The organism is Phormidium tenue FACHB-1052 (assembly GCF_014696675.1).
In the GTDB taxonomy this organism is placed as follows: Bacteria; Cyanobacteriota; Cyanobacteriia; order Phormidesmidales; family Phormidesmidaceae; genus Nodosilinea; species Nodosilinea tenuis_A.
Genome location: NZ_JACJQN010000015.1, coordinates 85,199 through 108,221, shown reverse-complemented (window position 1 = coordinate 108,221; position 23,023 = coordinate 85,199). Strand labels below are relative to the sequence as shown.

Below are 23,023 nucleotides of genomic sequence, written 5' to 3'. Positions count from 1 at the left end.
ACCTGTGGATAAAGTCCCCATTGTTCTACCCAAACCCATCCAAGATGAACTGGAAGCCCTCGCTCAACAACAAAACCGCACCGTCCTAGCCATCATCCAAGATGCCGTCCGCCTCTACATCACCACCCTCCACAGCCTTCAAGCTAGAACCATGACCATGGACCACCAAAACCAAAATCCCCCAGAACCATGACAACTCCAACTAGCCCCAGCCTCCAAGACCTGCTCCAGGCCAAAAAAGACCAAATTTTAGCGATCGCCGATCGCCACGGAGCCTATAACATTCGCGTCTTTGGTTCCATCGCCCGCAACGAAGCCACCGCAACCAGCGACATCGACCTACTCGTAGACTACGACCCCGCCCGCCGCAGCCCATGGTTTCCGATAGGGCTAGTTCAAGAGCTAGAAGCCTTGCTAGAGCACAAGGTAGACGTAGCCACCCCAGCCATGCTCAAAGAGCGCATCCGCGATCGCGTCATGCAGGAGGCTATTCCCCTATGAATGCCAAACTCGTCGAATCCCTCGTGCAGGCGATCGAGTCCTTACCCCCAGAGGACTACGCCCTGTTTCAAGAACAGCTCGCCACCCGCAGCGTGCAGAAAACACCAGGGGTTTGCGGAGGCCATGCCCGCATTCGCAGCACCCGCATCCCCATCTGGACGCTCATCTCCCTCCAACACCAGGGAGCCGACGACAACGAGCTGCTGCACAACTTCCCTAGCCTCACCCCTTTTGATCTGACCGTAGCACGGGCTTACTATGCCAACCATACCGAGGAGATCGACAGTGCGATCGCCGATATTCACGATGCCGAGGTGCCTAGCGAAGGGGAAAGCAAACAACAGATCCCCACGATCAAGCAAAACTAAACGTTAAGCAGTTTCTAGTCGTAACCCCAACCATCGAGACAAAGCCCCATGTCCCTGCAACTCACTATCGAATACCCCGAAACCTTCCCCGATGCCGTGGGCCGCACCCGCGAGCAATTTGAACAAGAAGCCCGCTGGGCCATGGCTGTCAAGCTGTTCGAGCTACAGCGGCTTTCCTCCGGCATGGCGGCAGCCCTGCTAGGGGTCGATCGCGTCACCTTTCTGCTCAAGCTGGGCGATTATGGCGTTCCCATGATTGACCTCTCCGAAGAAGAGCTTCTGTCGGACATCGCCAATGCCTGAGACAACCCAGATTGTGATCAACACCTCTCCCCTCATCGCGCTAGTAGCAGCCTGGGGAGACTTAACCCGCTTAGAGCCTCTCTATGAAAAGGTTTGGGTGCCCTTCGAGGTCTGCCAAGAAATCTCAAGAGGGGGCACCAGCCAATTTGCCGTCCCTGAGTTTGAGCAGGCTACCTGGCTTCACAAACAAACCACTGCCCTAGCTATATCTCCCTTTCTGCTCAACGCCCTCGACCTGGGAGAAGCCTCTGTTATTCAACTGGCCCTCGACCAAAACATCACCACCGTTTGCATTGATGAAGCCGTTGGGCGGCGAGTTGCCCGACTCAGCGGCCTAACGTTAACCGGCTCCGTCGGCATTTTGCTAAAAGCCAAACAAAAAGATCCGTCACTCTCAGTTAAATCCGCCATCGACAACATGCTCAGCCGCAAAATTCGCCTCAGCGAGACTGTAATTAACATCGCCCTGCGCCAAGCCGGTGAACTGGATTGATGGGCTAACCCCGTAGGCCGCCCTGCTGCTATTTAGGATCTGACACCATGACTACCTCCGCCGAAATTCGCGCCACCCTGGTGGATGCCCTCAACATTGACCTGGTCGGTCCCACCCCCCAAAACACCGACCACGCCGAGGAAATCCTCAGGCAGGCTCCCTCCAAGTGGTACCTGACCGGCTTTTTGGCCCCCTTTGGCGCACCCCCCGACCTGCGCTCCGACGACGATGCCGACGACGACCTACCCGAGGAAGTCACCACCAGCGACTCCAGCGAGGACAGCAAAACTCCCGACAAACCCGCCGCCCGCAAAGCCTTGTTTCCCTCCTCCATGGGGCTGAGCTGCTTACTATCGGGCAAAACCACCACTCTAGAGGCCCAAGTCACCTGGGGCGACTACATTCCCCTCACCCCCGTAGAGGACGACCCCGAAGAGGGACAGGGCAAGTCGAAGCGCAAGAAAAAGCCCGAACAATGGCAGCGGGTACCCCAACAGGCCGCTCTCACCGTCCCCATTGAAGAACGACCCGAGCCCTTTGCCATCGACATCCCCGGCGGCAGCGGCCTCAACCTGGTGGTCACCTGTCGCCCCGTGCTGGATAACCGCTTCCCCTACGGCACTAAAGCGGTATCGGTCTTTTTGGTTAACTATCGCCAGGTCACCTCCGGGGAGCGCGACGCCACCTTTGCCTTTCAAACTCACCTCAATATTCGCTGCACCGAGGGGTTTGTGCCTCGACCCGACCCCCGAGGCGTCAGCACCGACGATTGGGATGAGGCCGTGGCCGCTCTCCAGTACCGCGACGACTACGAATTTGCCGTGGGCCACAACGTCTCGGCCCTAGCTATAGATGCCCAGGGCAGCCGCTGCACCGAAGTCTGCACCACCTGGATACCGATCGCTGAAGTGCCCCGCGTGGCCCCCACCGCTCCAAAAGGGGTACAGCTGGGCATGGAATCTCTAGCCTTAGCCGCCGATGCCGCCGCCATTCGCGGCATGGTAGGGCCACTGGTCACCGAATACCGCGCCTGGATTGCCACCCAGCGGGCTGTAGCCATCAGCCCCCAGGAAGCTGCTAACGTGGCCAGAAACCTGCTGGATCGGGCGAGTCGGGTCTGCGATCGCATCGAAGCCGGTCTCAATGCTCTACAAGACCCCCAGGTGCTAGAGGCCTTTCAAGTGGCCAATCGGGCGATCGCCACCGCCCGCCGCCGCCAGCTCAGTCAAGAAGAGGGCCACCCCCCCGAGAGCTTTTCAGAACCTACCTGGAGACCCTTCCAGCTCGCCTTTATTTTGCTCAACCTGGTGGGGCTAGCTGACCCCATCCACGACGATCGCAAGACAGTAGACCTGCTGTTCTTCCCCACCGGGGGCGGTAAGACCGAGGCCTATCTGGGCCTAGCCGCCTTCACCCTAATTTTGCGGCGGCTCAAGTACCCCGGCATCCAGGCCGCTGGCCTGAGCGTGCTGATGCGCTACACCCTACGTCTGCTCACCCTCGACCAGCTAGAGCGGGCCTCGCGCCTGATCTGCGCCCTAGAGCTAGAGCGGCAAAAGGTGCCCGACAAACTGGGCACCTGGCCCTTTGAAATCGGCCTCTGGGTGGGCCAGGGGGCTACCCCCAACCGCATGGGCAAACGGGGCGATAAAGATGAGTATTCGGCCCGCGATCGCACCTTGGACTTTAAGCGAGACAGCAAGAGTAAACCCTCTCCCATTCCCCTAGAGCGCTGCCCCTGGTGCGGCGAGGGCTTTACCACCAACTCCTTCCAGCTCTTGCCCACCGAAGACGCGCCCAAAACCCTCAAAATTGTCTGCGTTAACCGAAGTTGCGACTTCCGCAGCCGCAATCCTTTACCCATCCTGGCTGTAGACGAGCCGATCTACCGCCGCTTGCCCTGCTTCATCATCGCCACCGTCGATAAGTTTGCGGCCCTGCCCTGGGTCGGCCAAACGGGTGCCCTGTTTGGTCGAGTCACTCACTACCAGGAGGGCGAAGGCTTTTATAGCTCCGGTGACCCCACGACTGCGGGACGCCCCTTAGCGGGCTATCTTCCCCCACCCGACCTGATCATTCAGGACGAGCTACACCTGATTTCTGGCCCCCTGGGAACGATGGTAGGACTCTACGAAACGGCGATCGATACGCTGTGCTGCCGCGAAGAGAATGGCCATACCATTCGCCCCAAGGTGATTGCCTCCACGGCCACGGTGCGTCGGGCTAGCCGCCAGATCCAGGCCCTCTTTGGCCGCAGCCAAGTCGATATCTTTCCGCCCCCTGGCCCGGATCGCCACGATTCATTTTTTGCTAAAACCGACTTTCAAGCGCCCGGTCGGCTCTACGTGGGGGTGGCCGCCCAGGGTCGCAGCTTAAAAGTGATTTTGCTGCGGGTCTATCTGGCCCTGCTAGCGGCAGCCCAGAAACAGTGGGTAGAAGCTGGGGGCAAGCGCAATAAAAACAACCCCGCTGACCCTTACATGACCCTGATGGGCTACTTCAACTCCCTGCGAGAACTGGGGGGCAGCCGCCGCATTGTGGAGGACGAGGTCAACTCTCGCCTGACCAAGTACAGCGATCGCCTGCGAGAGGGTGAGCTAGTCGGCCCCTTCCTCGACCGCAAAATTGACGAGATGCCGGAAGAACTGACCTCGCGGGTGAGCACCAACAAAATCGCTAACACCAAGCGCCGCCTCTCCACCCCTTTCCACGAAGATGACCGGGTCGATGTGGCCCTGGCCACCAACATGATTTCAGTGGGCCTCGATATTATTCGCCTGGGCCTGATGGTGGTGCTGGGGCAACCCAAGACCGCCGCTGAATACATCCAGGCCACTAGTCGGGTCGGGCGCGACAAGAACAAGCCGGGGCTGGTGGTAACACTGATGAACATTCACCGACCCCGCGATCGCTCCCACTATGAGCGCTTTGAAAGCTGGCACAACAGCTTCTACCGAGCGGTCGAGGCCACCAGCGTTACCCCGTTCTCGCCTCGGGCGCTGGATCGCGGGCTAGCGGGAGTCATGGTAGCCCTGGCTCGACTAGGCGTACCCGCGATGACCAGCCCAATGGGGGCCTCTAACCTGACCGACCAACGGGCAGCGGTCGCGGCCATGGTGGAAGCCATTGCCCGCCGGGCCGAGGGCCACAGTCCTGATCTAGATGGTGAAGCGGCGAATGATCTGCGGGTGAGGGTGCGATCGCAGGTCACTGACTTGCTCGATACCTGGGAGCGAATTTTGACCCGCGAAACCCGCTTGCAATACCAAAAAGAGACCGACCTGGCCCCTGCCCTGCTGGTCGATGCCCTCGATTTGTCTGCCGAGAAACGCCCCGCCGATGAGCAAAAGTTTAAGACCCAGCGCAGCCTGCGCGACGTAGAAGCCAGCGTCAACCTCTGGATTCGAGACCCGTACACCATGGAAGGCGTAGCCGGAGACGACGAATGAGCCAGCCCAACAAAACCAAAAAAGCCAGCGGCGAACTGCGCCAGAGCCAAATGCTCACCACCTTCGGCCCCGGTTCGATGGTAGACCTACCCGCCCGGTCGGTGATTATTTCAGGCCTCAGCTACTGGAAAGGCGACAAGCCCTACATCCGAGAAGACCGCCTTAAGTACAAGGTGGCCAAGAGCCTCAACCTGCCCGATGGCCACGAGGTTAAACTCTTTGGCCCACCGAGCAAAACTAGCGACCCCAAAGCGCCTATCAGCGGCGTTGATGCCCTCGTGTTCCCCACCTGGTTTCTCGCCCAGATCGATCGCACGATTGAGCGAGCGGGCAAATCCTACCGCACCCGCCCCCTGATTTCTTGGAGCGCCGTCAAGGGGGGAGCCCGGTTTGAAGGTAAATCAGTGCAGGCGGTGCCGGTGCGCTTTGTGCAGGCCTGCACCAATGGCCACCTCAGCGACATTAACTGGAACGCCTTTGTCCACAACGACTTCCAGGCCAAGTGCCGGGGCCAGCTCTGGCTCGATGAAGCCGGTTCCGGCAACGATTTTGAAGAAATCTTTGTGAGGTGCGAGCAGTGCGCCAGCCTGCGCCCCCTCTCTCAGGCCAAGATCACTGACTCCAAGGTGCTAGGAGCCTGCGAAGGCCACCGCCCCTGGCTGGGTGCCCGAGGCAAAGAATCCTGCCGCCGCCACCGGGTCACCGATACTGGCGAGATTATCGCCACCGATAAGCCCGAGTACAACCGGCTCTTGGTGCGATCGGCCAGCAACGCCTACTTCAGCCAAATCCTCAGCGTCATCTCCATGCCCGACAAGGATGCTGCGCTGAAGCAGGCCGTTGACCGCTTCTACGAAGAAGACCTGCAATACACCGAAGACATCGCTGACGTCACCAAGGAGCTGCGCAAAGCCAAGTTTGCCGACCTGGTAGAGTTTGGCGCAGAGGCCGTCTGGGCTGAGATTAAACGCCGCAAAGCCGGTCTTTCTACCCCCGACAAAAGCATCAAACAGGTGGAACTGGAGGCATTACTGGCCTGTCCTGAAGAGAAAGGCAAAGAGGCTCCCTCCAGCGACAAGATCTTTGAAGGCTATACCCGCAAACCCAGTTCTCTAGAGCCTAAGTGGCAACCTTTCATCGATAAAGTTGTCCTGGTGCATCGCCTAAGGGAGGTGTTGGCCCTGATCGGCTTCACCCGTTTCGAGGCGGCTCAAACCAACATCGAAGGGGAAATCGACGATCTAGCTATTGGTGTACGCCGAGCCAGCCTAGACTTTGAGCCCAACTGGGTGCCCGCGATTGAGAACCTAGGCGAGGGGGTTTTCATCAGCTTCAACAAAGAACAGGTAGAACGCTGGCAACAACGGCAAAACGTGATTGACCGAACCAAGGCTCTCAATCAGGGCTTTAGCAAATGGGCAGAGAACCGGGGCATCCCCCAAGACAAGGCCAAGTTTCCCGGTGAAGCCTACATCATGCTCCACTCCCTCTCCCACCTGCTGATCACCGCTGTATCTCTGGAGTGTGGCTACGCCTCCAGCGCCATCCGTGAGCGGATCTATGCCTTCCCAGATATCGGCTACGGCATTCTCCTCCACACCGGCACCTCGGGTTCTGAAGGCACCTTGGGTGGCCTAGTCGAGGTTGGCAGACGGATTGAGTACCACCTCGGTAAGGCCCTGGAGCAGGGGCGGCTCTGCTCCAACGACCCGGTTTGCGCCCAGCACGAGCCCGATAACGTCCAGGAAGACCGATTCCTGCAAGGGGCGGCCTGCCACGGCTGCCTGCTTATTGCCGAAACCTCCTGCGAACGGCGCAACGAGATGCTTGATCGTGCCTTGGTCACCAGCACTGTTGAGGGGTTAGGAGCCGAGTTCTTTCCCGATGGAGTGTACTGATGTCGCCCTTTGTGCGGCTAAGTCGCCCAGCCCTACTGGGCATTGCCGAGGCTCTAGAGTCTGGCAGGCTTAGTCTGCCGGTTTCAACCGTCTCTTTGTGTACCTACGTGCCCGAGCAGGGTTTAGCCGCCGTCGTCCAGGAAATTAACCACCTACACCAGCAGGGCATGGCCCCCAGGCCGCTCGCCTACATGCTCAAATTACTCGCCGAAGAGCGGGCCGCATCCCAGGCCAAACAAGATCAGGTGGACTTGGTGTGGACGGGGCCAGAAGTCCTAGGTAGCGAAAGCCGAGATACCGGCATTGTGGTGCGCGAGCTCTTTAGCAGCGCCCAGCACAGCGTGCTGATCTCCAGCTTTGCCATCGACCAGGGCACCAAAGGCTACGACCTCTTTCGCCCCCTGGCCCAGCGAATGGATGCCAATCCCGCCCTCCAGGTCAGAATGTTCCTCAACGTCAAACGTAAGTACCAAGACCGTACCCCAGCCACTGTACTGCTCCGGCAGTTTACCGAGACCTTTCGCCAGCGCGTCTGGCCCGGTCAACGCCTGCCAGAAGTCTTTCACGACCCCCGCACCATGCTAATGACCGCCGGGTCTAACGCCTGCCTCCACGCCAAGTGCGTTGTCGTCGATGAAGAGCGCCTGCTGATCACCTCCGCTAACTTCACCGAAGCGGCCCATGAGCGCAACATTGAGGCTGGGGTACTGATGCGCGATCGCGTTCTCGCTAAGGCCATCCGCTCCCAGTTTGAAATGCTGGTTGTTCAAGGCCTTTTAGAACGAGTTCCAGGACTGTAAGGAGGGTTACTACCGACAGTCCACAGGTTGACGCTACTCAAAAAGGCGATCCAACACCCGCCCCAGGCGGTCATCACTGAGCCCTACCACCTTATGCATAACAGACAGTGTGGGCGATCGCCTTGTCGTGCTGGCTGATGACTGTAGCAATACGCTGGGCAATCTTCTGTCCCCCTTGGTGGGAAGGTTCAATGGGCGAAACGGCAGAATAGTCACCTGGGTCAGAGCAGACCAACCGCAGGTCGATTAGGGGCAGACCATACTGAATCGCCTGCCGGGTAATGCAGTCGTTAAAGAGCGACAGGGTCGTAAAAGCCAATAGACGCAGCCCAGGGTCTTGGATAGGGGCTTGGTCATAGATGGTGCAGACTGTCAGCGGTTTTTTAAATGCTGACAGCTGATTCAGAAGTTCATTGTACTGGTGGTTAAACTCTGTTTTCATCTCCGCCATTGCCGTTAGGGCTACGGACAAAGAATCGGCTCGGCTCTGCAACTGGGCAGCGTATCCCAGGGCATCGTTCCCACCAACGCTCAAAAACAGGTGGGTAGACTCCACAGGCAATGCCTTGATTTGATCATGAACATCTGCAATGCAATCACCATCTACCGCCAATAGAAGTACTTGGTGCTGATCAGTGCCTAAAGAATCCAGCGCTGCGCGCAGGTGCTCTTGAACGGGCAACCCGTTTGGCACATAAGTGGCGTTATCAAAGATAGAGTCACCCAGCAAAACGGCGTGTACCACGGGTCTAGTCTCCTATAGAAAATGGCGCTGCTATTTCTCAAGATTCCCCTGTAGCCTACGACTTAATTCACCAATTCAAATCTGAAGTGTATCAACCTGGCTCATAATCGCTGCCAGCCTCTGCGATCATTTCTGCAACACGGTGACCAGTACACTCTCCCACGTCAGGTAGACTAAATCTGAAACTGCTGGGATTTAGTATGTCCTGGCTTCTGCTGGCTTAAGACAGAGACTGCATTCCTAAAATCTTCTAAAACAGGCTCAGATGCTCTACTAAATTCTATAACAGATCCTTTTGCCCTCAAGACAGTTCTTCCTTCTTGAGTAGCTAGCAAAACTCCCTCCTCGGTCAAGATGACTGAGTTTCTTCGCCCCTCGACCTTAAACCCGCCAAGCTCGCTAGGCTGACCAGCACGAGACAGAATCAAAGAAGCAAGATTTAGTAATTCAACTGATTTAGAAGGATTCTGTATGTCAGCATCCTGTTCACCTGCACTAGACTCAATCTTTGCATCAACCAGAAGTGATTTTGGATCGCTGGCTTGAGATCGATTAAAGACAGTTTTCCTATCCTCATAGGCGAAAATAGTTTGTCCATCCTTCAAAATACTCAGCTTCCCTTCTTTATCGAGATTTACAGCATATTGATCGCCCACAAAGGCAAGCATCAAATCGTTAGTTCCAACTTGCCCTCTCTCGTGCAAAACCCGACTGGCCGCACATAACAAGTTATGATTTAGATCGACGGGTTCATTAACGATTTGATTAGGCTTCACGGTTAGCCGACTTCGATCTACCGGAAGCTTCATGGCCAGCGGAGCCTTTTGCTCAAACATCGTCGGAGAAACTTTTCGTAATCGTACCCAGGGGAACTCAGCCCCTTGATACTCACAAGAGGGGCGGGTCAGTTCCAATGACGCTCCATCCATGATTCTGTGAATGTGATCCTCATCAGCCCCGTGGACGAGTCCCCCTTGGATCGTCAGCGCTTCAGCACTCTGCCCGCTCAGGGGAATACGATTCTCTCTAGCCCAGTTCTCCCAGCCAAATGCCTCTCGGGCCAACGACACGATCGCATAGGAGCGATCGCTATGCCCACCTCCACCGCCTGATAGAACGTCTCTGGCGCGGTCTGAGATCAGATCTGATAGGTCTACAGTCGAACTCCCTGGCAGCGTCTTTTTACGCCAGGGCCGAGCCTTGACAGGAACAGTCTCACCAAGGGGAACACCATGCTCAGATTTTTTTGTTGCAGTCTGAGTCCCTGACTTAAAGATCCCGATTTCTGAGAGCTCTGCGACGGCCACTGGGGCCGCCACGAGATGCTTAGCCCGGTAAGGATTGCCTGTGGGCCCAATGGTCGGAGCCAGTACACAGACCCTGCCGACTCCAAGCACCTCACCCACATGCTGGCCACCGGGTTCTAGGGCAAAGTTGGTAAAGTCTTTAGGGTGATCCAGTTGCACCATAAAATGCCACCCGCCCCGATGGGTCTGCTCTGCATAGGTCTGCTTCAGTTGAGGATGGGTCTCAGCCCAAGCTAAAACGGCGGTATCACAAGCATCTCGGGAGCCAAAGTTTTTCACATCGAAGTCAATGAACACGGTACGCTCATTGCCTAGCGTGGCAATTCCATTTCGGGGATTGGAAAACCAGGCTTTCAGCTCACTGGGCTCAGGCATTCTGGACTGAAAGTCTCGGTGATTGACACTGTGCGGATGGCCGTCGGCATCCAGGTAGCTCGGATTTTTACCGGTGAATCTAGAGACCGGGCAAAGCTTCCCATCGACTTCAACCAAGGGGATATGGCAGTAAATCCCCCTGTCTGGGCGGTCAGGATTTACCTTGGGGTACTGGTAAGCATCCTGCTCTGGCGCAATGGGAAGCGGTGGTAGGTTATTTTTCAACAACCACTTCGCCACATCCTGCACGGATAGCTGCTTTGGCCATGGCGATAATGCGTTCATCGGTGAAATGTGAGCAATGGAGGTGGGCTTGACTCAGAGGCAGTCCATCAACATCAAAGGCTGGGCCATCTGACTAAACCTGTATGGGTACTACCGATCATAAACAGCCGGGATAGCAGCTGAGTGAGGGGTAGCTTGTGCCGCTAGTGCCTGTCGCACCCGAGACACTTGGGCACTAAACTTGTGGGCATCTTCGGCACTCAGCCCCTGACTGTGCAAGACTCGGCTGCCCTTGGCGTTAAAAATTTCGCCTCGTTCTCTCGCCGAAACCGCGATCGCATCGCCCTGACTGAGAAGGGTATAGGTCTTGCCAGCAAAGACTTTTGAGCCATCGGGCTGGTCTTGCCCTAACTGAGCTAACAGGTATTTAGACTGAGCCAAAACGTTAGCGGCCTGCTGAAGATAGGCCTTTTGGTCGTGCTGACGTGTGATTCTGTCTACGTCGCCGTACTCCCCCTCATGCCCCGATTTGACCGCTTGGCCGATCTGCTCAATGCGCTCCAGGTGCAACGGCGATCGCCCCAAGGCCCGCGCCTGGGAATACCATTCACGCAAATCTTTAAGCAGAGCCTGGCTCTGTACCGGCTCTGCTAGGGCAACCGGCGACGACTCGGGCAGAGCATCAACGGAGGGTTGCTCGGCGGTGGGAAGCGTAGGGGGCAAATTTACTCCACCGGGATTGGCCTGCCGCTCAGATGGCGTAGCACTTTGAATGGCAGGGTTGACCTCTGCATCCAGCGAGGTATAGAACTCCGCCATCAGTTGACCAACAGCACCTCTGATGTTCACGGGGTCTCCGTACTCATCGCCTAAGGCTTTGGTGGCGATGGTATTGGCCGCTTGCTCCATCCATTGAGCCCCAACCTCTGTGCCACTCTCACGCACTACGGCCTTAGCATTTTGCATGGAGGCGTTGACCATGGCCAGCTCATCCTGGGAAAGCTGTAGTTCCCAAAGTCGCTCCCCAGCCTCAAAGGTGAGTACAGCGCCACCACGTTCGAGCGCCTCAAGCCCAGGAGACCCCGTTGGCACCTCTACCGCCGGGGGCGGTGGATGGTGTAGCCCAGGGTCAAGATCGAGAATCAATACCTCATCTACATCGGTGGACGGGTCAGGCTGCGGCGACGAACTGCTGACAGGCGCATCCTGAGAGGATTGAGGGTACAAGGGTTGCACCACCAGCCCCAGATCGTCATAAATATCTTGGGCTGGCCGCATCTCCGTGGCTCCTACGACCCCTCCCAATATCGTCGTATCCGGGATAACCTGCGGATCGTAGGCTGATGCCAGGTGAGGCACTGATGCCCCAGCCAAGGCATCTCTCACCGCATCTTGCTGATAGGCATAGGGATTATTGTGGCCCTCCAACCATAAGAATCCCCGCTCACCGTCCTGATAGAGCATTTCAGGCGAGTCGGCAGCCAGTGCCTCAAATTCAGACCGATCAAACTCATGGAACAGATCGGGGCGCTGTTGGAATAGCGCATCTAAGGGACTCAAAGGCTCCGGCGGAGAAAGGGGTTGGGAGGCAGGTTCTAGGCCCGGTTCAGCCATCGCCTCCTGACCCAACTGGGTCAGATAAGCCTCTGAGCTCGCTTCCCCAAAGCCCTGCTCCAGCAAGTTCCGCGCAAATATCATGCCAAAGGTGCGATCGGGGGCACGCAGTTCGCCGCCATTAAACCCTTGCACCGCAGTTTCAACGAACTGAAGATGTCCATCGGGCTGAATGTCCATCTTCATCTCAGTATCAATCCACATATCCCCGTTGCCAGTGGCGTAGTGGGTCAGGTACAAATCACTGCCGCCCACCCCATTAGGATGGGCTTCAACCACCAGATCCATGTAGGGTTCATTGGACACCCTGAGATGAAAATCGTCGTTCCCATCAACCATGACCGCCTGCTGGAGCCCGCCCTGCTGAAGCAATCGGGCAACGGCCTGGCCGATCGGGGTCGTCTGCTGGGAGGGTGCCAGAACCTGGGGGCCACCCTCCTGGGACATCTCACGCAACCGCTGTCGGCCCGCCTGCCGCACAGCCTCATCTTGCTGTTCCTGGGTCTGGACGGCTATCGCCTCATCAAAGGCCTCTGCGACAACCTGGCGCACAGCCCCAGCAATGCGTTCCTCCAGCTCAGGGCTATCGGCAGCAAACTGTCCCAAGAAGGCAGAGTCCTCGTTGTCCATGGCGGACTTAGCCATCTCCAGATCCAGGCCAGCCTCCAGGTGATCGCTCAGGCGGCGGTAGGTGCGCCCCATCGCCTCAATCGCCCTATCTTGGGATATCTCGCCGCCCAGAGTCTCTACGGCCCGCTGCATCAAGACATCAGGGGTCGCACCGCTAGACGAGGCACCGAGATACTCATGGAAGGCGATCGCCTCTGAGTGCAGGGGCTGCCCATCGGTCTGTAACACCCCACCTCTGACCAGGGTGTCAAAGGTCAGCGCGGGCGGGGGTGGCTCGTAGAGGTTGAATTCGGCCTTGAGGTCGGCCAGGTTGCTGCCGGAATACAGGCGATCGGAGACAGCGTTCATCACCTCCCAGCGGCTAGGGGACCAGTCCTCGTCAGGGTCAGGGATGAGCCCAGGATTGCGCTCCAGCTCGGCCCGCAAAATGGGGTGAATGGCCCGGCTGCGGTCGCTGCTGGTGACCTCGTTACCCACGGGGAGCCAGGTGGTGGCCGGTTCCCAACCTGCTGTTTCTCCTCCCACGGCGGCGGTCGCCTCATCTAAATGCGACGTGGCCTTGATGCCGCGCCGGGTAACGAGGTAGGTCAGCACATCGTCTTGGGCCTTGGCATCGCCAATTTTGATCTGCATCATCTTTTCTTCGGTGGTGCGACCTGGCTTGTCGCCTTCCACCCGTCGAGTCCCGGAAACAAACTCCCCCTGCGCTAGATCGAGTAGCTCTCGGTCCTGGTAAAACTTCTTGCCCGCACTGCTGGTAGGCACCGTCAACACCAGCTCATTGCGCAGGTTAAACTCAGCGTCTAGAACGCCATCTCGATCCGTAAAGCTGGCTGCCCTCGATGTTGCCGAGAGGAATGCCATCAACTGATCGGGCTGCTGAATCGAGATCGGGCGGTTATCAATCTCTCCGGCGTCGATGCCCTTGGCCAGGAGGTAGGCCGGGTGGTACTCCCCCTCGTTGTCCTGCATCAGGGCAAACCGACCCACGAGGTCAGACTTGAGCACCTGGCCCACCACCATCATGCGATGCTCGCGGGAGGCCATCTGCTTTTCGTCAAAGACACTGTAGGTCGGCACCTCGGTGTACTGCTGCAACACCTGCCCCGGCTGATTCTTGAAGACAAAGGAATTTTCCTGGGGTTTGAGGGCGACATCGCGACCAAGTTCGCTAAATTTGACCGACAGTTCTCCGGCCTCGTCCGCCAGGGCAATCCTGAATCGCCATGACCCAGGGTTAATTGGGTTGGAGGCATTTTGCTGGCGGGTGACTCCGACGATAACCCCTGGCAGCGCCCGGCTGGTATCGAGGGAGGCCAACTGCACCGGAGCGCCGATGGGAAACTCCCGCAGCTTCCCCAGCACACCGTTCTGCTGGGCCGTCAAAATCATGGCGCTCTGAGCTTTATCCTTCTCGGCATCCGCAACCTTCTTCTCGGTGTTTTTGACCCGCTGCTCCTGCTTAGTTAGCTTCCCTTCAACTTTTTTGAGAGCATTGCGAGCCTCAACCCGGCGCTGCTCATACTGGCCTTCTAGCTCAGCTTCCCGCTCTGGGGTCACCGCTCCCGACTGGTTCAGCGCTTCCCTAGCAGCGGTGTACTCAGGGATGACCTGTTCTAGGGCTGTGGTCAACTGATCGCGCTCATCCCTCAGCCCCTCGCGCCGCGTATTGGCATCCTCAAGCTGCTGGCGAGCCCGGTTCAGAGCTTCTGTAAAATGCTCAGCTTTGCCCTCCCGGAAGGCGTCGCCCTCTGCGGTCACCCGCACTACCGTCTCCTGGGCATGAGCTTGTCCTGCCTGGCGAATCGCACCGTCAACCGTTAGATCAACCCCCTCCAGGTCGTCGGGTTTAGCCAGCTCCAGGGCATCACAAACTGACTGCACCACCTGCAACGTGGTTTGGGGTTTGCCCCCGGTCTTGGCCTCTACCTCCAGGGCGTAGACAGGCTGCCGGAACGGGTTGCCCCCATCGCCGTTGTGAAGCATCTTGCGGCGCAGGGGCCTGGCGTCTAGATCCATCTTTTGAGCATCGAGATCCCAGGCCCCCATCGCCGTCAACCGATCCTTGAGCCCGTTGTACTCGGAAATCAACAGGTCGTAAACCTCACCCTGAAGAGCCAGGGATGGGTAAGGATCATTTGGGGTCGGCAGCTGATCGCTCGACAGAATAGCCACCCGTCCGGTCAGCTTGCGCACATCGCCATACCTAACCTCTCCATCTTGATCGGGCGGGCTACAAGGGTAGTCGAGGGTTTGGTTGACCTCGGGCATCGCCGCCATGGCGTTGGCTGCCGCTTGGTCGCCATACTTGTTCAAAAAGTCAGGCACATCGGCCCCAGAGAACTGGCTTTCGCCCGTGCCTGCGGTGTTGGACTTGAGTCCCCGCATTTTATTCATCAAAACGGCCATTGCCCTGGCCTCGGTGGGTAACCCTTCCCCATAGACGAGCTTGAACATGGGCAGGCCAAATTCACCGGCCTTCTGCCCCCACAGGGGATTACCCTCTGGGTCGGTGCCGGTGGCCGGGTGTACCTCCGGGTCGAGCTGCCCGCTGCGATGGGTGCGCCCGATCGACTGCTCACACTGGTTGACATCGGGGTGAGCCTGAAGAATCAGCATGGAGCGGCGTCTGAGGTCTGTGGCCCCATTGATCGCAGCATGGAGCGAGTAGCCGGTGGTCAGGTTAGTGATCACCGCATCGACGGTGCCGTTCTGGAACCCGGCGATCGTCGCTACCTTCGCGGCGGCTCCCGACTTACGGGCCTGGTAGGTCGTCACAAATTGCCCGTCTTCGGTCGGTTGATACTCCAGCCGCTGGCTCCGCCCGGTCATTTCTACCGCGTTGTAGCCCGCCTGCCGAATGCGGGCCTCCATGTAGGCAATGGGGTCGGCGGGGAGTCCCGTCCAGTCACTGGACTCGATCGCCGTCAGCACCTGGTTATACATCTCTACCCCCCGCTCACCCAGTTCGTCGTCGGTCAGGTAGTGTGGCAGAATGACTTTCCCGCCGCCCTCATCCTCGTGGGCACCGACAATCCGAATCGTTCGAGCGGCGTTGAGGTATCGCTTGAAGTATTCTCCCGCCGTAATGTCAAAGGCATCGCCCGGCTTGAGGGTAGATCGCTGGTCGTCGGGGAACTGCGCGTTATCGGCCTCAATGCCCTCGTTGGTCAGCTTCACCAGGTCTTTGAGCACCGACTCCCCGGTGCGCTGAAGCATAATCACCGGCTTGCGCCCAGCCTCTAGCTCTGCGATCGCCAGGTCGGCAGTAGCCTCAGCCTTGAGGGCGATCGCGCAGATCGCTCCCAGGTTGTGCACCACCGAGGTAAAGGTCGTTGACTCAACTCCGGCATAGCCCACATGGGTGTCATTGCGAAATAAGGCTTCGCCGGTCTCAGCCATGCGGGCATCAAGCTCTTCGAGCAGCCCTAGCTTGTACTCATCAAAGCGGTTGATGGCCGCCATCAGCTGAATGTTGGCCTCGGCGCGATCAAGGCTGACGGCTACCGGGGCTGGGCTGAAATCAACGCCGGAGTAGTCTTTCTGGAAGCGAATACACCCACCGGACTCTGACCAGAGCCCAAAGGCCATTTGCTGCATGGCGGCACCGCCCGCCTGGAGGTGCCCGGCAAAGGTCTTTTGGTCTTCGGCGGCATCTTTGAAATCGGTGGTGTGGTAGAACAGCCGGGCCGCCACCACCGGCTCTTTGATCGCCGTTGCGGAACTAGCGACGAACCCGCCCACCCGCTGGGTGAGATCTTGAAAAAACTCGGTCACTGGGGCGATAAACTTACCGGCGGCCATCTTCTTGGCCCTGGCGGATTCCTCGTAGCTGCTGATCTCAAACTCTCCAGCGGGGCCACCGGCCTTGTGGGACTCGTCGGCAATCAAAAACAGGTTGGGAGCCAGCGCCTCGAACAGTGCCCGCCGATCTTTGCTGGCCAGGCCCTGGAGCTGCCCGTAGGTACTCATCAGCAGGTTGTGGTCGCCAATGGTGCCCAGCTCGGTAAACCGACGCACGTTGACCCCATTTTTTTTAGGGGTTTCAATTTGCCCAATCAGCTCGCCATTGCTGTCTTCAACCCGCACGTTGAGGCCATTGTCGGTAATGAAGGGGCGAAACTGGTTGCCGGTGTCTGGCCCATCTCGGTAGACCAGGTCTTTGTAGAGGGTGGGGTCAGCGGTGACCACCGCAGGCGTTAGCCCCTGGTTTTGGGCATAGCGACAGAGGCCTGCCACGATCCGGGTTTTGCCAATGCCGGTATCGTGCCCGACGACCGTCGCCTGCTGCTTGTACTCGTGGTTGTAGATGGCCAGGGCCAGGGTGTCGATCTGCTCTGCTGCGTAGTGGCTATAGAGGGAGTCGAGATCGGGTTCTTGCAGTCGGTCTTGAACGTAGGCATCGACTCCCAGCCCCGTGGTCGCTTCGATACGGTCGAACACGTTGCTGTAAGCGGTGATCGCTGAGGCCGGGGCCAATACCCCCAGGGAGTAGCCCTGAGATCGCGGCCTGTAGGGCAGGGTGACGGCATCATCCTGGGGTTGCTGGAGGATATCGTCCTCGGTATTCGCTTGAGCTACCATCGGGAGTCCTCCATCAGCAGGGCTTGCAGGTTGTTCAGCCAGTCGAGCAGGTTCCAGCTGTCGGTGATCATCTCCAGGGTGTCGGTCGTCATGGCTTCCGGCAGGACTGGAAACTCCTCCACCCCCTGGGGAAACAGCAATTCCCGCAGGGGGGTGTAATCCAAATTCAGCAGGCGGGCCAGCGGGCTCACGGTCCCCGGCATCCAGTGGGCCTCCGGTAGCACCGCGTTGACCCTTTGATTGGCCAAGGCGATCGCCTGACTGAGTGCCATCCCCTCCGCCTGCCTGTCCAGGAGGAATTGGGACAGCTTCACCTCTAGCAGCCAGAGAAGGCGGGCGCGGTAATCCTCCAGCGTCATCAACGGTGAGTTGGGGGGTACCGGCACCGTCGTCCACCAGGTTCCTGCCTCGGCCTGAGTCATCGCTGGCCACCGGGTCGGCGTCCAGACCTGAACCGGCTCGTCGGGGTGATCCAGGGCGTAGCTCAACGGGAGGGGAGATGTCCAGATACTTTGCGTCATAGGTTCTAGCGGCATGGATGACTACCTCGCGGAGATCGTTATAGCGGTCATAGATACGGGGGGCTTGAGCGCCGGGCAGCCTCAGGTCGGTGGAGCCTTGGCCCGCGATGGAGATGAAATCTATAGGAAACCCGGCTCCCTGCCGTCGGTACATCGAGCCGTGCAGGGTGAAGTGATCGTCTACCTTCCAGCCGCTCTGCTGGTAGAGAAAGGAATAAAAACTGCGGTCGGCCTGTCCTCGGTAGGCCGATTGGCGGGCGCTGGCATTGCCCATGTGGCCGCCGATGATGAGTAACGCCCTGCCCTCTGGAGCCAGTCCCTGTAAAGCCTGGAGTGCGATCGCATGGTCGATCTTCTGGGTGCTGACGGGGCCATGCTGCCAGCGCTGGGGTGGCCCGGTGCCGTTCTCGCGCAGCAGGCCAAAGGGAGGATTGCTCACCAGCACGTCATAGGGGCGATCCGGTCGGTACTGGGTGGCGTCGTGTTCGGTGACCGTAAACCCTTGCGATCTCAGATGTGCCGCGCGGGGGGGATGGAGCTCGTTGGCGATCGCCTGGGCTGGGTCGGCTAGCAGCAGCAGGGAACCATTGCCCGCCGTGGGTTCGTAGACGGTCACCGAGGGATGCACTTGGGCGATCAGCCCTGCTACAAAGGCCATGGGCAACGGGGTGGAGTAGGCTTGCCGAGCCATGCTGTCGGAGGTTCTGACCAGCAGGTTGGGCTGAGCCTCATAGAGCGATAGCAGGTCGTCAAAGGCCAGCAGGTGATCGCCCTCGGATTGCGCCACTATCTGCCGGGCCGCCTGCACCAGGCCCGACTCAATCGCCTCATCCACTTCCTTGGCGAGCATGGTCGAGGGCTCGACAGGCACCCCCAGAACCGTCGCCGCGAACGCCCTGGCCTCGACGATGTTTTTGAAGGCGTGGCCCGCCCTAAAGTGCTCGCCGTAGGCGCGGGTCAGCTCAATTTGCTCGTTGACATCCATCGCTAGGGATCAACAGAAGGTGGGCCAAATACAGCATCTAGAAACGAAGCCATCAGCACGTCGCTGACGGGGGGATAAAAGACCGGCTCTGCATCGGGACGGTCATACCCCAAGGCCGCCGCCTGATCCCAGAACGGGTCATCAGCCGGAATCGGTAACCCCGTTTCCGTTTTGCCCCCTGGTTCAAAGTCGTTCTCCGGTAAGGTGGGGCAGACCGAGTAGAGAAGATCCAGCCACTCAGGGGAGAGCTGATTGGGTTGACCAGGGCTACCGAACGGATCTATTTGGCTCATGGCTCCGTGTCCTCAATAACGGCAGCAGGTACGCCTGACGCAGGCTGATTCTCAATCATGGCGTTGGCGATCGCCACCACATCGCGCATTCGGCCAGAGCGAATGCCGACAAAGTACCGAATACCTTGTTCCTCCCAAAAGACTTTGGCCGCGTTGCAGTTAGCCCCACAGACCCAGGGGATAAAGGTGCCAGTGAGACCGCCGCTCAGTGTGACCGTGGCAATGGGTTCTTCGCTGCGCATCATGGGTTGATAGGTGGGGTCGAGGTAAAAGGAATATTCCTCATCCACTGTGGGTGTGTCTGCCGTGAGGCGAATGGCACCCAATACGCCGAAGTTGCAGTACCCGGCCCCATAACACTGGTCGATCGCATCGAGGTTGATGTCATAGCCGCCCCGATCAGCCCTGGCGATCGAGGGGTAAAAGGGCTCATCCTGGTCGGGGGCAGGTTCCCTAAGCACCACTTCGGGGATAGATGTCGGCAGCAGCACCGGGATGCTCGATGCGGCCTCAACCTCTGCCGCCACCGTTTTAAAGACCGGGGGCACTACTTCGGCCCCCAGGATGCGATCGCTCTGTGCCCGTGCCGAACATCCGGCCAGCAGAGCGCACAGGAGCAAAATCAAGAGCTGTGTCTTCATTGCCCACCCCCATCGGCAACGTACTGCTGCCAGAGTGCTTGGGCATCGCCCAGAGACAGGCCACAGAAATTGACCAAGTCATTGGCCTGCCATGCGCCCCCCGTGCCGCAAAAGGTTTCCCAGCCACCAGAAACTCGGCGCAGCAGGGTCATGCCGCCGCCTTCGCCATACCAGTAGTCGGCAATGCCATAGTCGCCAGTCTGGGAGAGGGTACCAATTTCGGCCTCCACCTCCGGGGGGCGCTGGTCGTCGAGCAGCGCCTGCACAGCGGCGCGGGGAGTGCGCCCCGAGAAGGTGATCTCACGGCTGTCTTGAGCGGTGACCGGCAGAACCAAAATGATGGTGTGAAGCACCAGAGCTAAACACAGGCCAAAGACCGCCCAAGCAGAGGTTTTGCTCTCAAAGACGTTGAGAGCTTTTCGTAGAAATCGATCAAACATATGGCCAGCCTCATTAATTGGTTACTCGATAGATCGCCCGTCGCCCACCGCCGTAGGAAGGCGAGAAATAGCCGTCGGACACCCAGATAAACGAGGCCTCGCCCCTGGCTGCCTTGGATGAACTGTTGGACACCACCTGGGTGCATCCCGCATTCATACAGACGCCGATGTGTTGTCGTCCGGCCCCCATATCGACGACATTGAGGTCACCCGGCTGGGCTTCGTTGGCGTTGACGCTAATGCCGCGTCCGCCTTTGATGGCACTTTCGACGCCGCGCACCGCTAGGTTGCCGTAGGGGGGGCCACCACCCAGGGTCTGAATGCCAGCCTTGTGCAGCACGTAGTTGACCATGCCCGCACAGCCCAATCGGCCCTGGTTGGTGCCCGGTATGCGAGAGGCGCTAAAGTTTTCAGCCTGCACGGCCCTCACCCCGGCCATGATCTTGGCGTTGAGATCGCCGCCACCGCCCGCCTGGGTTTCGAGGGTCGAGCACGATTGCAGCGCCTCGTAGAAGCGTTGGGACTGCTGGGCGGTGTAGTCCATCTTGTCGGCATCGTTGACGATGCGGCGGGCATTACGAAAGTCAGCCTTGCCATTGCCGATGTAGGTGTCGAGGCCCACTCCGGTAAATAGGCCGTCGCGCATACCAATGACGGTAATTTTGGCGGCAGTGTCGGGGTCGTTGGCCAAGTCAGGATTGTTGAGCAGGTCGATGCCTAACACCTGGCCCATCTTGCGGTAGTTGGCCTCCCAGGTAAGCTGCACATAGCCCCTACCGTAGTAGCAGCCGCTGCCATAGGTGCCACAGCCTACCCCCTGCTCACTGATTGGGCTCCAACGCCCCTCTAACTCAGTGGAAACGGTGCCGAGGATGTAGGCCAGCTGAGCTTTGTCGGTGACTCCGGCCTCGTTAGCGGCGGCGATGATGCGAGGTATGTGCTCTCGGGCTCCTGCAGCTTCACTGGAATGGCGCAGGGCACCGATCAAGCTATCCAGACATGGCTCATCCATCTGCACGGGAGAGCCACCGGAGCCATAGTAGGAACCACCCAGGTCTTGGCTGACGTAGCGCTGAAGCTCTGGCGGGACGTCTAGGCCACCCGAAGCCCCGCCGCTGCCGTCTAAGGGGCCAGTCAGAACAAAGCCCTTTTCCGTTGTGCTCCAGATGGGGATAGGCCCAATAAAGTAGGGGGTACAGCCCAGGGGGGCAAAGAATGAATTGCTGCAAAAGCGGGTGTATAGCGAAAATTGCCCCGTCCCCTCGGACTCGGTGGTGTCAGACAGCACGACTTTGAACACGGCCCCAAAGGGCACTCGCCCAGTAGGTTCCATACCGCCATTGACGGCGGCGAGAATGCCGCTGCCGCCGCGCACCATCTGCTGGCCTGGCCCGGTGCCCCCGGCAATCCACTGGGCACCGTGCATCTTACCTGGTCCTGCTAGCTCCAGGTGGGCGCAGCCCCGTGCCTGGGCACATTGCACCTCCCACCCTTCCACGTCAGAGCCAGTGATTGAGAATTGGGTGGGGGTTTGGGTGTGCTCTTGGTCGCCGTAGGTAACATCGTGGGTGCCGCCAAACCCGTTGACTAGCCCCGACAGCAGGCCGGGGAAGGCTCCCAAGGGGACTTGGTCCAGCCCTGGGATGTCGCTGATGGCTAGCTCTTGCCAGCCGCCGAGGTCGGCGATCTCAATTTGATCTAGCCCTGGAATGTCGCCGACGGTAAAGGCCTCTAGCTGGTCGAGGGCTGGCCCGGTAAATTGAATCTCTCCCAGGTTGGCACCGCCTAGGAGGTGATCTGGGGAGGAAATCAGGTCGGTAATGGGGGTGACGCCGAATTGGTTGAGAGCCTGCTGCACAAATTGCTCTGGGTTGATGGCCCCGGCAGGCAAGTCTCCGGTTCGCTCAGCTAGCGTCAGCAGCTCGGGGCGCACGGCGGCGTTGAAGGCCCCCTGCAAGGCTGGCACGTCTTGAAGGGCGAGGTGTTGCACACCGGCCAGGTTAGCCAGGCTGCCGAGGGTCTGCCGCTGCAATAGGGTGTGCAACTGAGACAGGGAAACATTGCCGGTGTCTACGCCAGAGGCTTGGGCAATCTCGGCGAGGGTGAGGGCCTGGGGTAAAAAGCTGCTGCCCAAGTCGCCGAGGCGAAGAATGTCGGTGAAAGCTGCGCCGGGCTGCCAGCTGCGGGCGGTATCGAACCCGGTTTGGCTCGACAGTTCAGGGGGGAGACCAGCGATTTGCCCTGGGGTGGTAGCGAGGCCCAGGTCGCGAAAGGTGGTGGTGAGGAAGTTTTGGTAGGTGACAGGGGCAGCGGATTGGGCGAGCGCGGGGTTGAGCTGAGCGACGGCTAGCAGGCCAGTGAGGGCAAGGGCAGCCAGCAGGGCGAGAAGCAGCGATCTGAGGGTCGCTGCTTCTTGGGTGGCGGCCAGGCTAATTTTTGCAAGCATTCAGGATACGCGGAGCGCTGATGCCTGAACGGTAATGGGGCAATATGGCTGCTATATTGCTTGCGATATGCGGGGGATGAAGAACTGATAATTTTGCGCTAAAAAATCACAGGCTGGATTTCCCTAGGCATAGGCATGACGGCAAAACGACCATAGAAAACCCTGGCCCATCCCCTTAGTGGTGCAGAAAACTCCTGAAACCCTTATAAATCAAAGATTCTCACCGAGACGACCACCTTGAGGTTTATTGGTCAAACAAACGAGGGCAATGGGTTTCAGCCACTGTTTTGGCTGTTCAGGTCATCCATCATGAGACTCAAAAAAGTTTTCTGCACCACTAAGGGCCCATCCCTTTTGAGCCTGCTCAAACGGTCCAACGGTTGAGTGCAGCGGCGGTAGATAACC

General features: G+C 58.7%; 15 protein-coding genes. 8 read left to right on the top strand and 7 right to left on the bottom strand.

The genetic code is table 11. From position 1 onward, the window contains the following. Positions 1-4 precede the first annotated feature (4 nt). From H6G07_RS19385 to drmC, 8 genes are read left to right on the top strand one after another with little or no spacing between them, the layout of a single operon-like run. Complete coding sequence (locus H6G07_RS19385) at positions 5-193, top strand: hypothetical protein (protein WP_073609786.1); 189 nt, start codon at positions 5-7, stop codon at positions 191-193. Next, the gene (locus tag H6G07_RS19380) at positions 190-501 is read left to right on the top strand and encodes a nucleotidyltransferase family protein (protein WP_073609785.1); all 312 of its coding nucleotides are present in this window, start codon (positions 190-192) and stop codon (positions 499-501) included. Before H6G07_RS19385 ends, H6G07_RS19380 begins: the two co-directional genes overlap by 4 nt. Beyond that, positions 498-869, top strand: coding sequence for a DUF433 domain-containing protein (locus tag H6G07_RS19375; protein WP_073609784.1), 372 nt, complete (start codon positions 498-500; stop codon positions 867-869). The genes H6G07_RS19380 and H6G07_RS19375 overlap by 4 nt, the downstream gene beginning before the upstream one ends. 48 nt (positions 870-917) lie before the next feature. Continuing rightward, positions 918-1,172 carry a UPF0175 family protein gene (locus H6G07_RS19370; protein ID WP_073609783.1) on the top strand — a complete coding sequence of 85 codons (255 nt, stop codon included), beginning with the start codon at positions 918-920 and terminating at the stop codon, positions 1,170-1,172. After that, positions 1,165-1,665: a PIN domain-containing protein gene (locus H6G07_RS19365; RefSeq protein ID WP_073609782.1), complete on the top strand. Its 501-nt coding sequence runs from the start codon at positions 1,165-1,167 to the stop codon at positions 1,663-1,665. Before H6G07_RS19370 ends, H6G07_RS19365 begins: the two co-directional genes overlap by 8 nt. Positions 1,666-1,712: 47 nt before the next feature. Beyond that, positions 1,713-5,114, top strand: coding sequence for a DISARM system helicase DrmA (drmA, locus tag H6G07_RS19360; protein WP_073609781.1), 3,402 nt, complete (start codon positions 1,713-1,715; stop codon positions 5,112-5,114). Continuing rightward, positions 5,111-7,012: an MrfA Zn-binding domain-containing protein gene (gene drmB / locus H6G07_RS19355; protein ID WP_073609780.1), complete on the top strand. Its 1,902-nt coding sequence runs from the start codon at positions 5,111-5,113 to the stop codon at positions 7,010-7,012. Before drmA ends, drmB begins: the two co-directional genes overlap by 4 nt. Then, positions 7,012-7,812, top strand: coding sequence for a DISARM system phospholipase D-like protein DrmC (gene drmC / locus H6G07_RS19350; protein WP_073609779.1), 801 nt, complete (start codon positions 7,012-7,014; stop codon positions 7,810-7,812). The genes drmB and drmC overlap by 1 nt, the downstream gene beginning before the upstream one ends. Before the next feature lie 91 nt (positions 7,813-7,903). Here drmC and H6G07_RS19345 read toward each other — a convergent pair whose 3' ends face one another. The 7 genes from H6G07_RS19345 to H6G07_RS26520 all read right to left on the bottom strand — a co-directional run bounded on the left by H6G07_RS19345 (position 7,904) and on the right by H6G07_RS26520 (position 22,618). Next, positions 7,904-8,557 carry an SGNH/GDSL hydrolase family protein gene (locus tag H6G07_RS19345; RefSeq protein ID WP_073609778.1) on the bottom strand — a complete coding sequence of 218 codons (654 nt, stop codon included), beginning with the start codon at positions 8,555-8,557 and terminating at the stop codon, positions 7,904-7,906. 173 nt (positions 8,558-8,730) lie between these two features. After that, positions 8,731-10,524: a bifunctional DNA primase/polymerase gene (locus H6G07_RS19340; RefSeq protein WP_073609777.1), complete on the bottom strand. Its 1,794-nt coding sequence runs from the start codon at positions 10,522-10,524 to the stop codon at positions 8,731-8,733. A gap of 90 nt (positions 10,525-10,614) precedes the next feature. After that, the gene (locus tag H6G07_RS19335; RefSeq protein ID WP_073609776.1) at positions 10,615-18,798 is read right to left on the bottom strand and encodes a DUF6908 domain-containing protein; all 8,184 of its coding nucleotides are present in this window, start codon (positions 18,796-18,798) and stop codon (positions 10,615-10,617) included. A 2-nt stretch (positions 18,799-18,800) separates the two neighbouring features. After that, positions 18,801-19,091: a hypothetical protein gene (locus tag H6G07_RS19330; RefSeq protein WP_073609775.1), complete on the bottom strand. Its 291-nt coding sequence runs from the start codon at positions 19,089-19,091 to the stop codon at positions 18,801-18,803. After that, positions 19,088-19,732 carry a hypothetical protein gene (locus H6G07_RS19325; RefSeq protein WP_073609774.1) on the bottom strand — a complete coding sequence of 215 codons (645 nt, stop codon included), beginning with the start codon at positions 19,730-19,732 and terminating at the stop codon, positions 19,088-19,090. Before H6G07_RS19325 ends, H6G07_RS19330 begins: the two co-directional genes overlap by 4 nt. After that, positions 19,729-20,172, bottom strand: coding sequence for a hypothetical protein (locus H6G07_RS19320; protein ID WP_073609773.1), 444 nt, complete (start codon positions 20,170-20,172; stop codon positions 19,729-19,731). Before H6G07_RS19320 ends, H6G07_RS19325 begins: the two co-directional genes overlap by 4 nt. A gap of 13 nt (positions 20,173-20,185) precedes the next feature. Then, the gene (locus H6G07_RS26520) at positions 20,186-22,618 is read right to left on the bottom strand and encodes a glycoside hydrolase family 19 protein (protein WP_073609772.1); all 2,433 of its coding nucleotides are present in this window, start codon (positions 22,616-22,618) and stop codon (positions 20,186-20,188) included. Positions 22,619-23,023 lie beyond the last annotated feature (405 nt).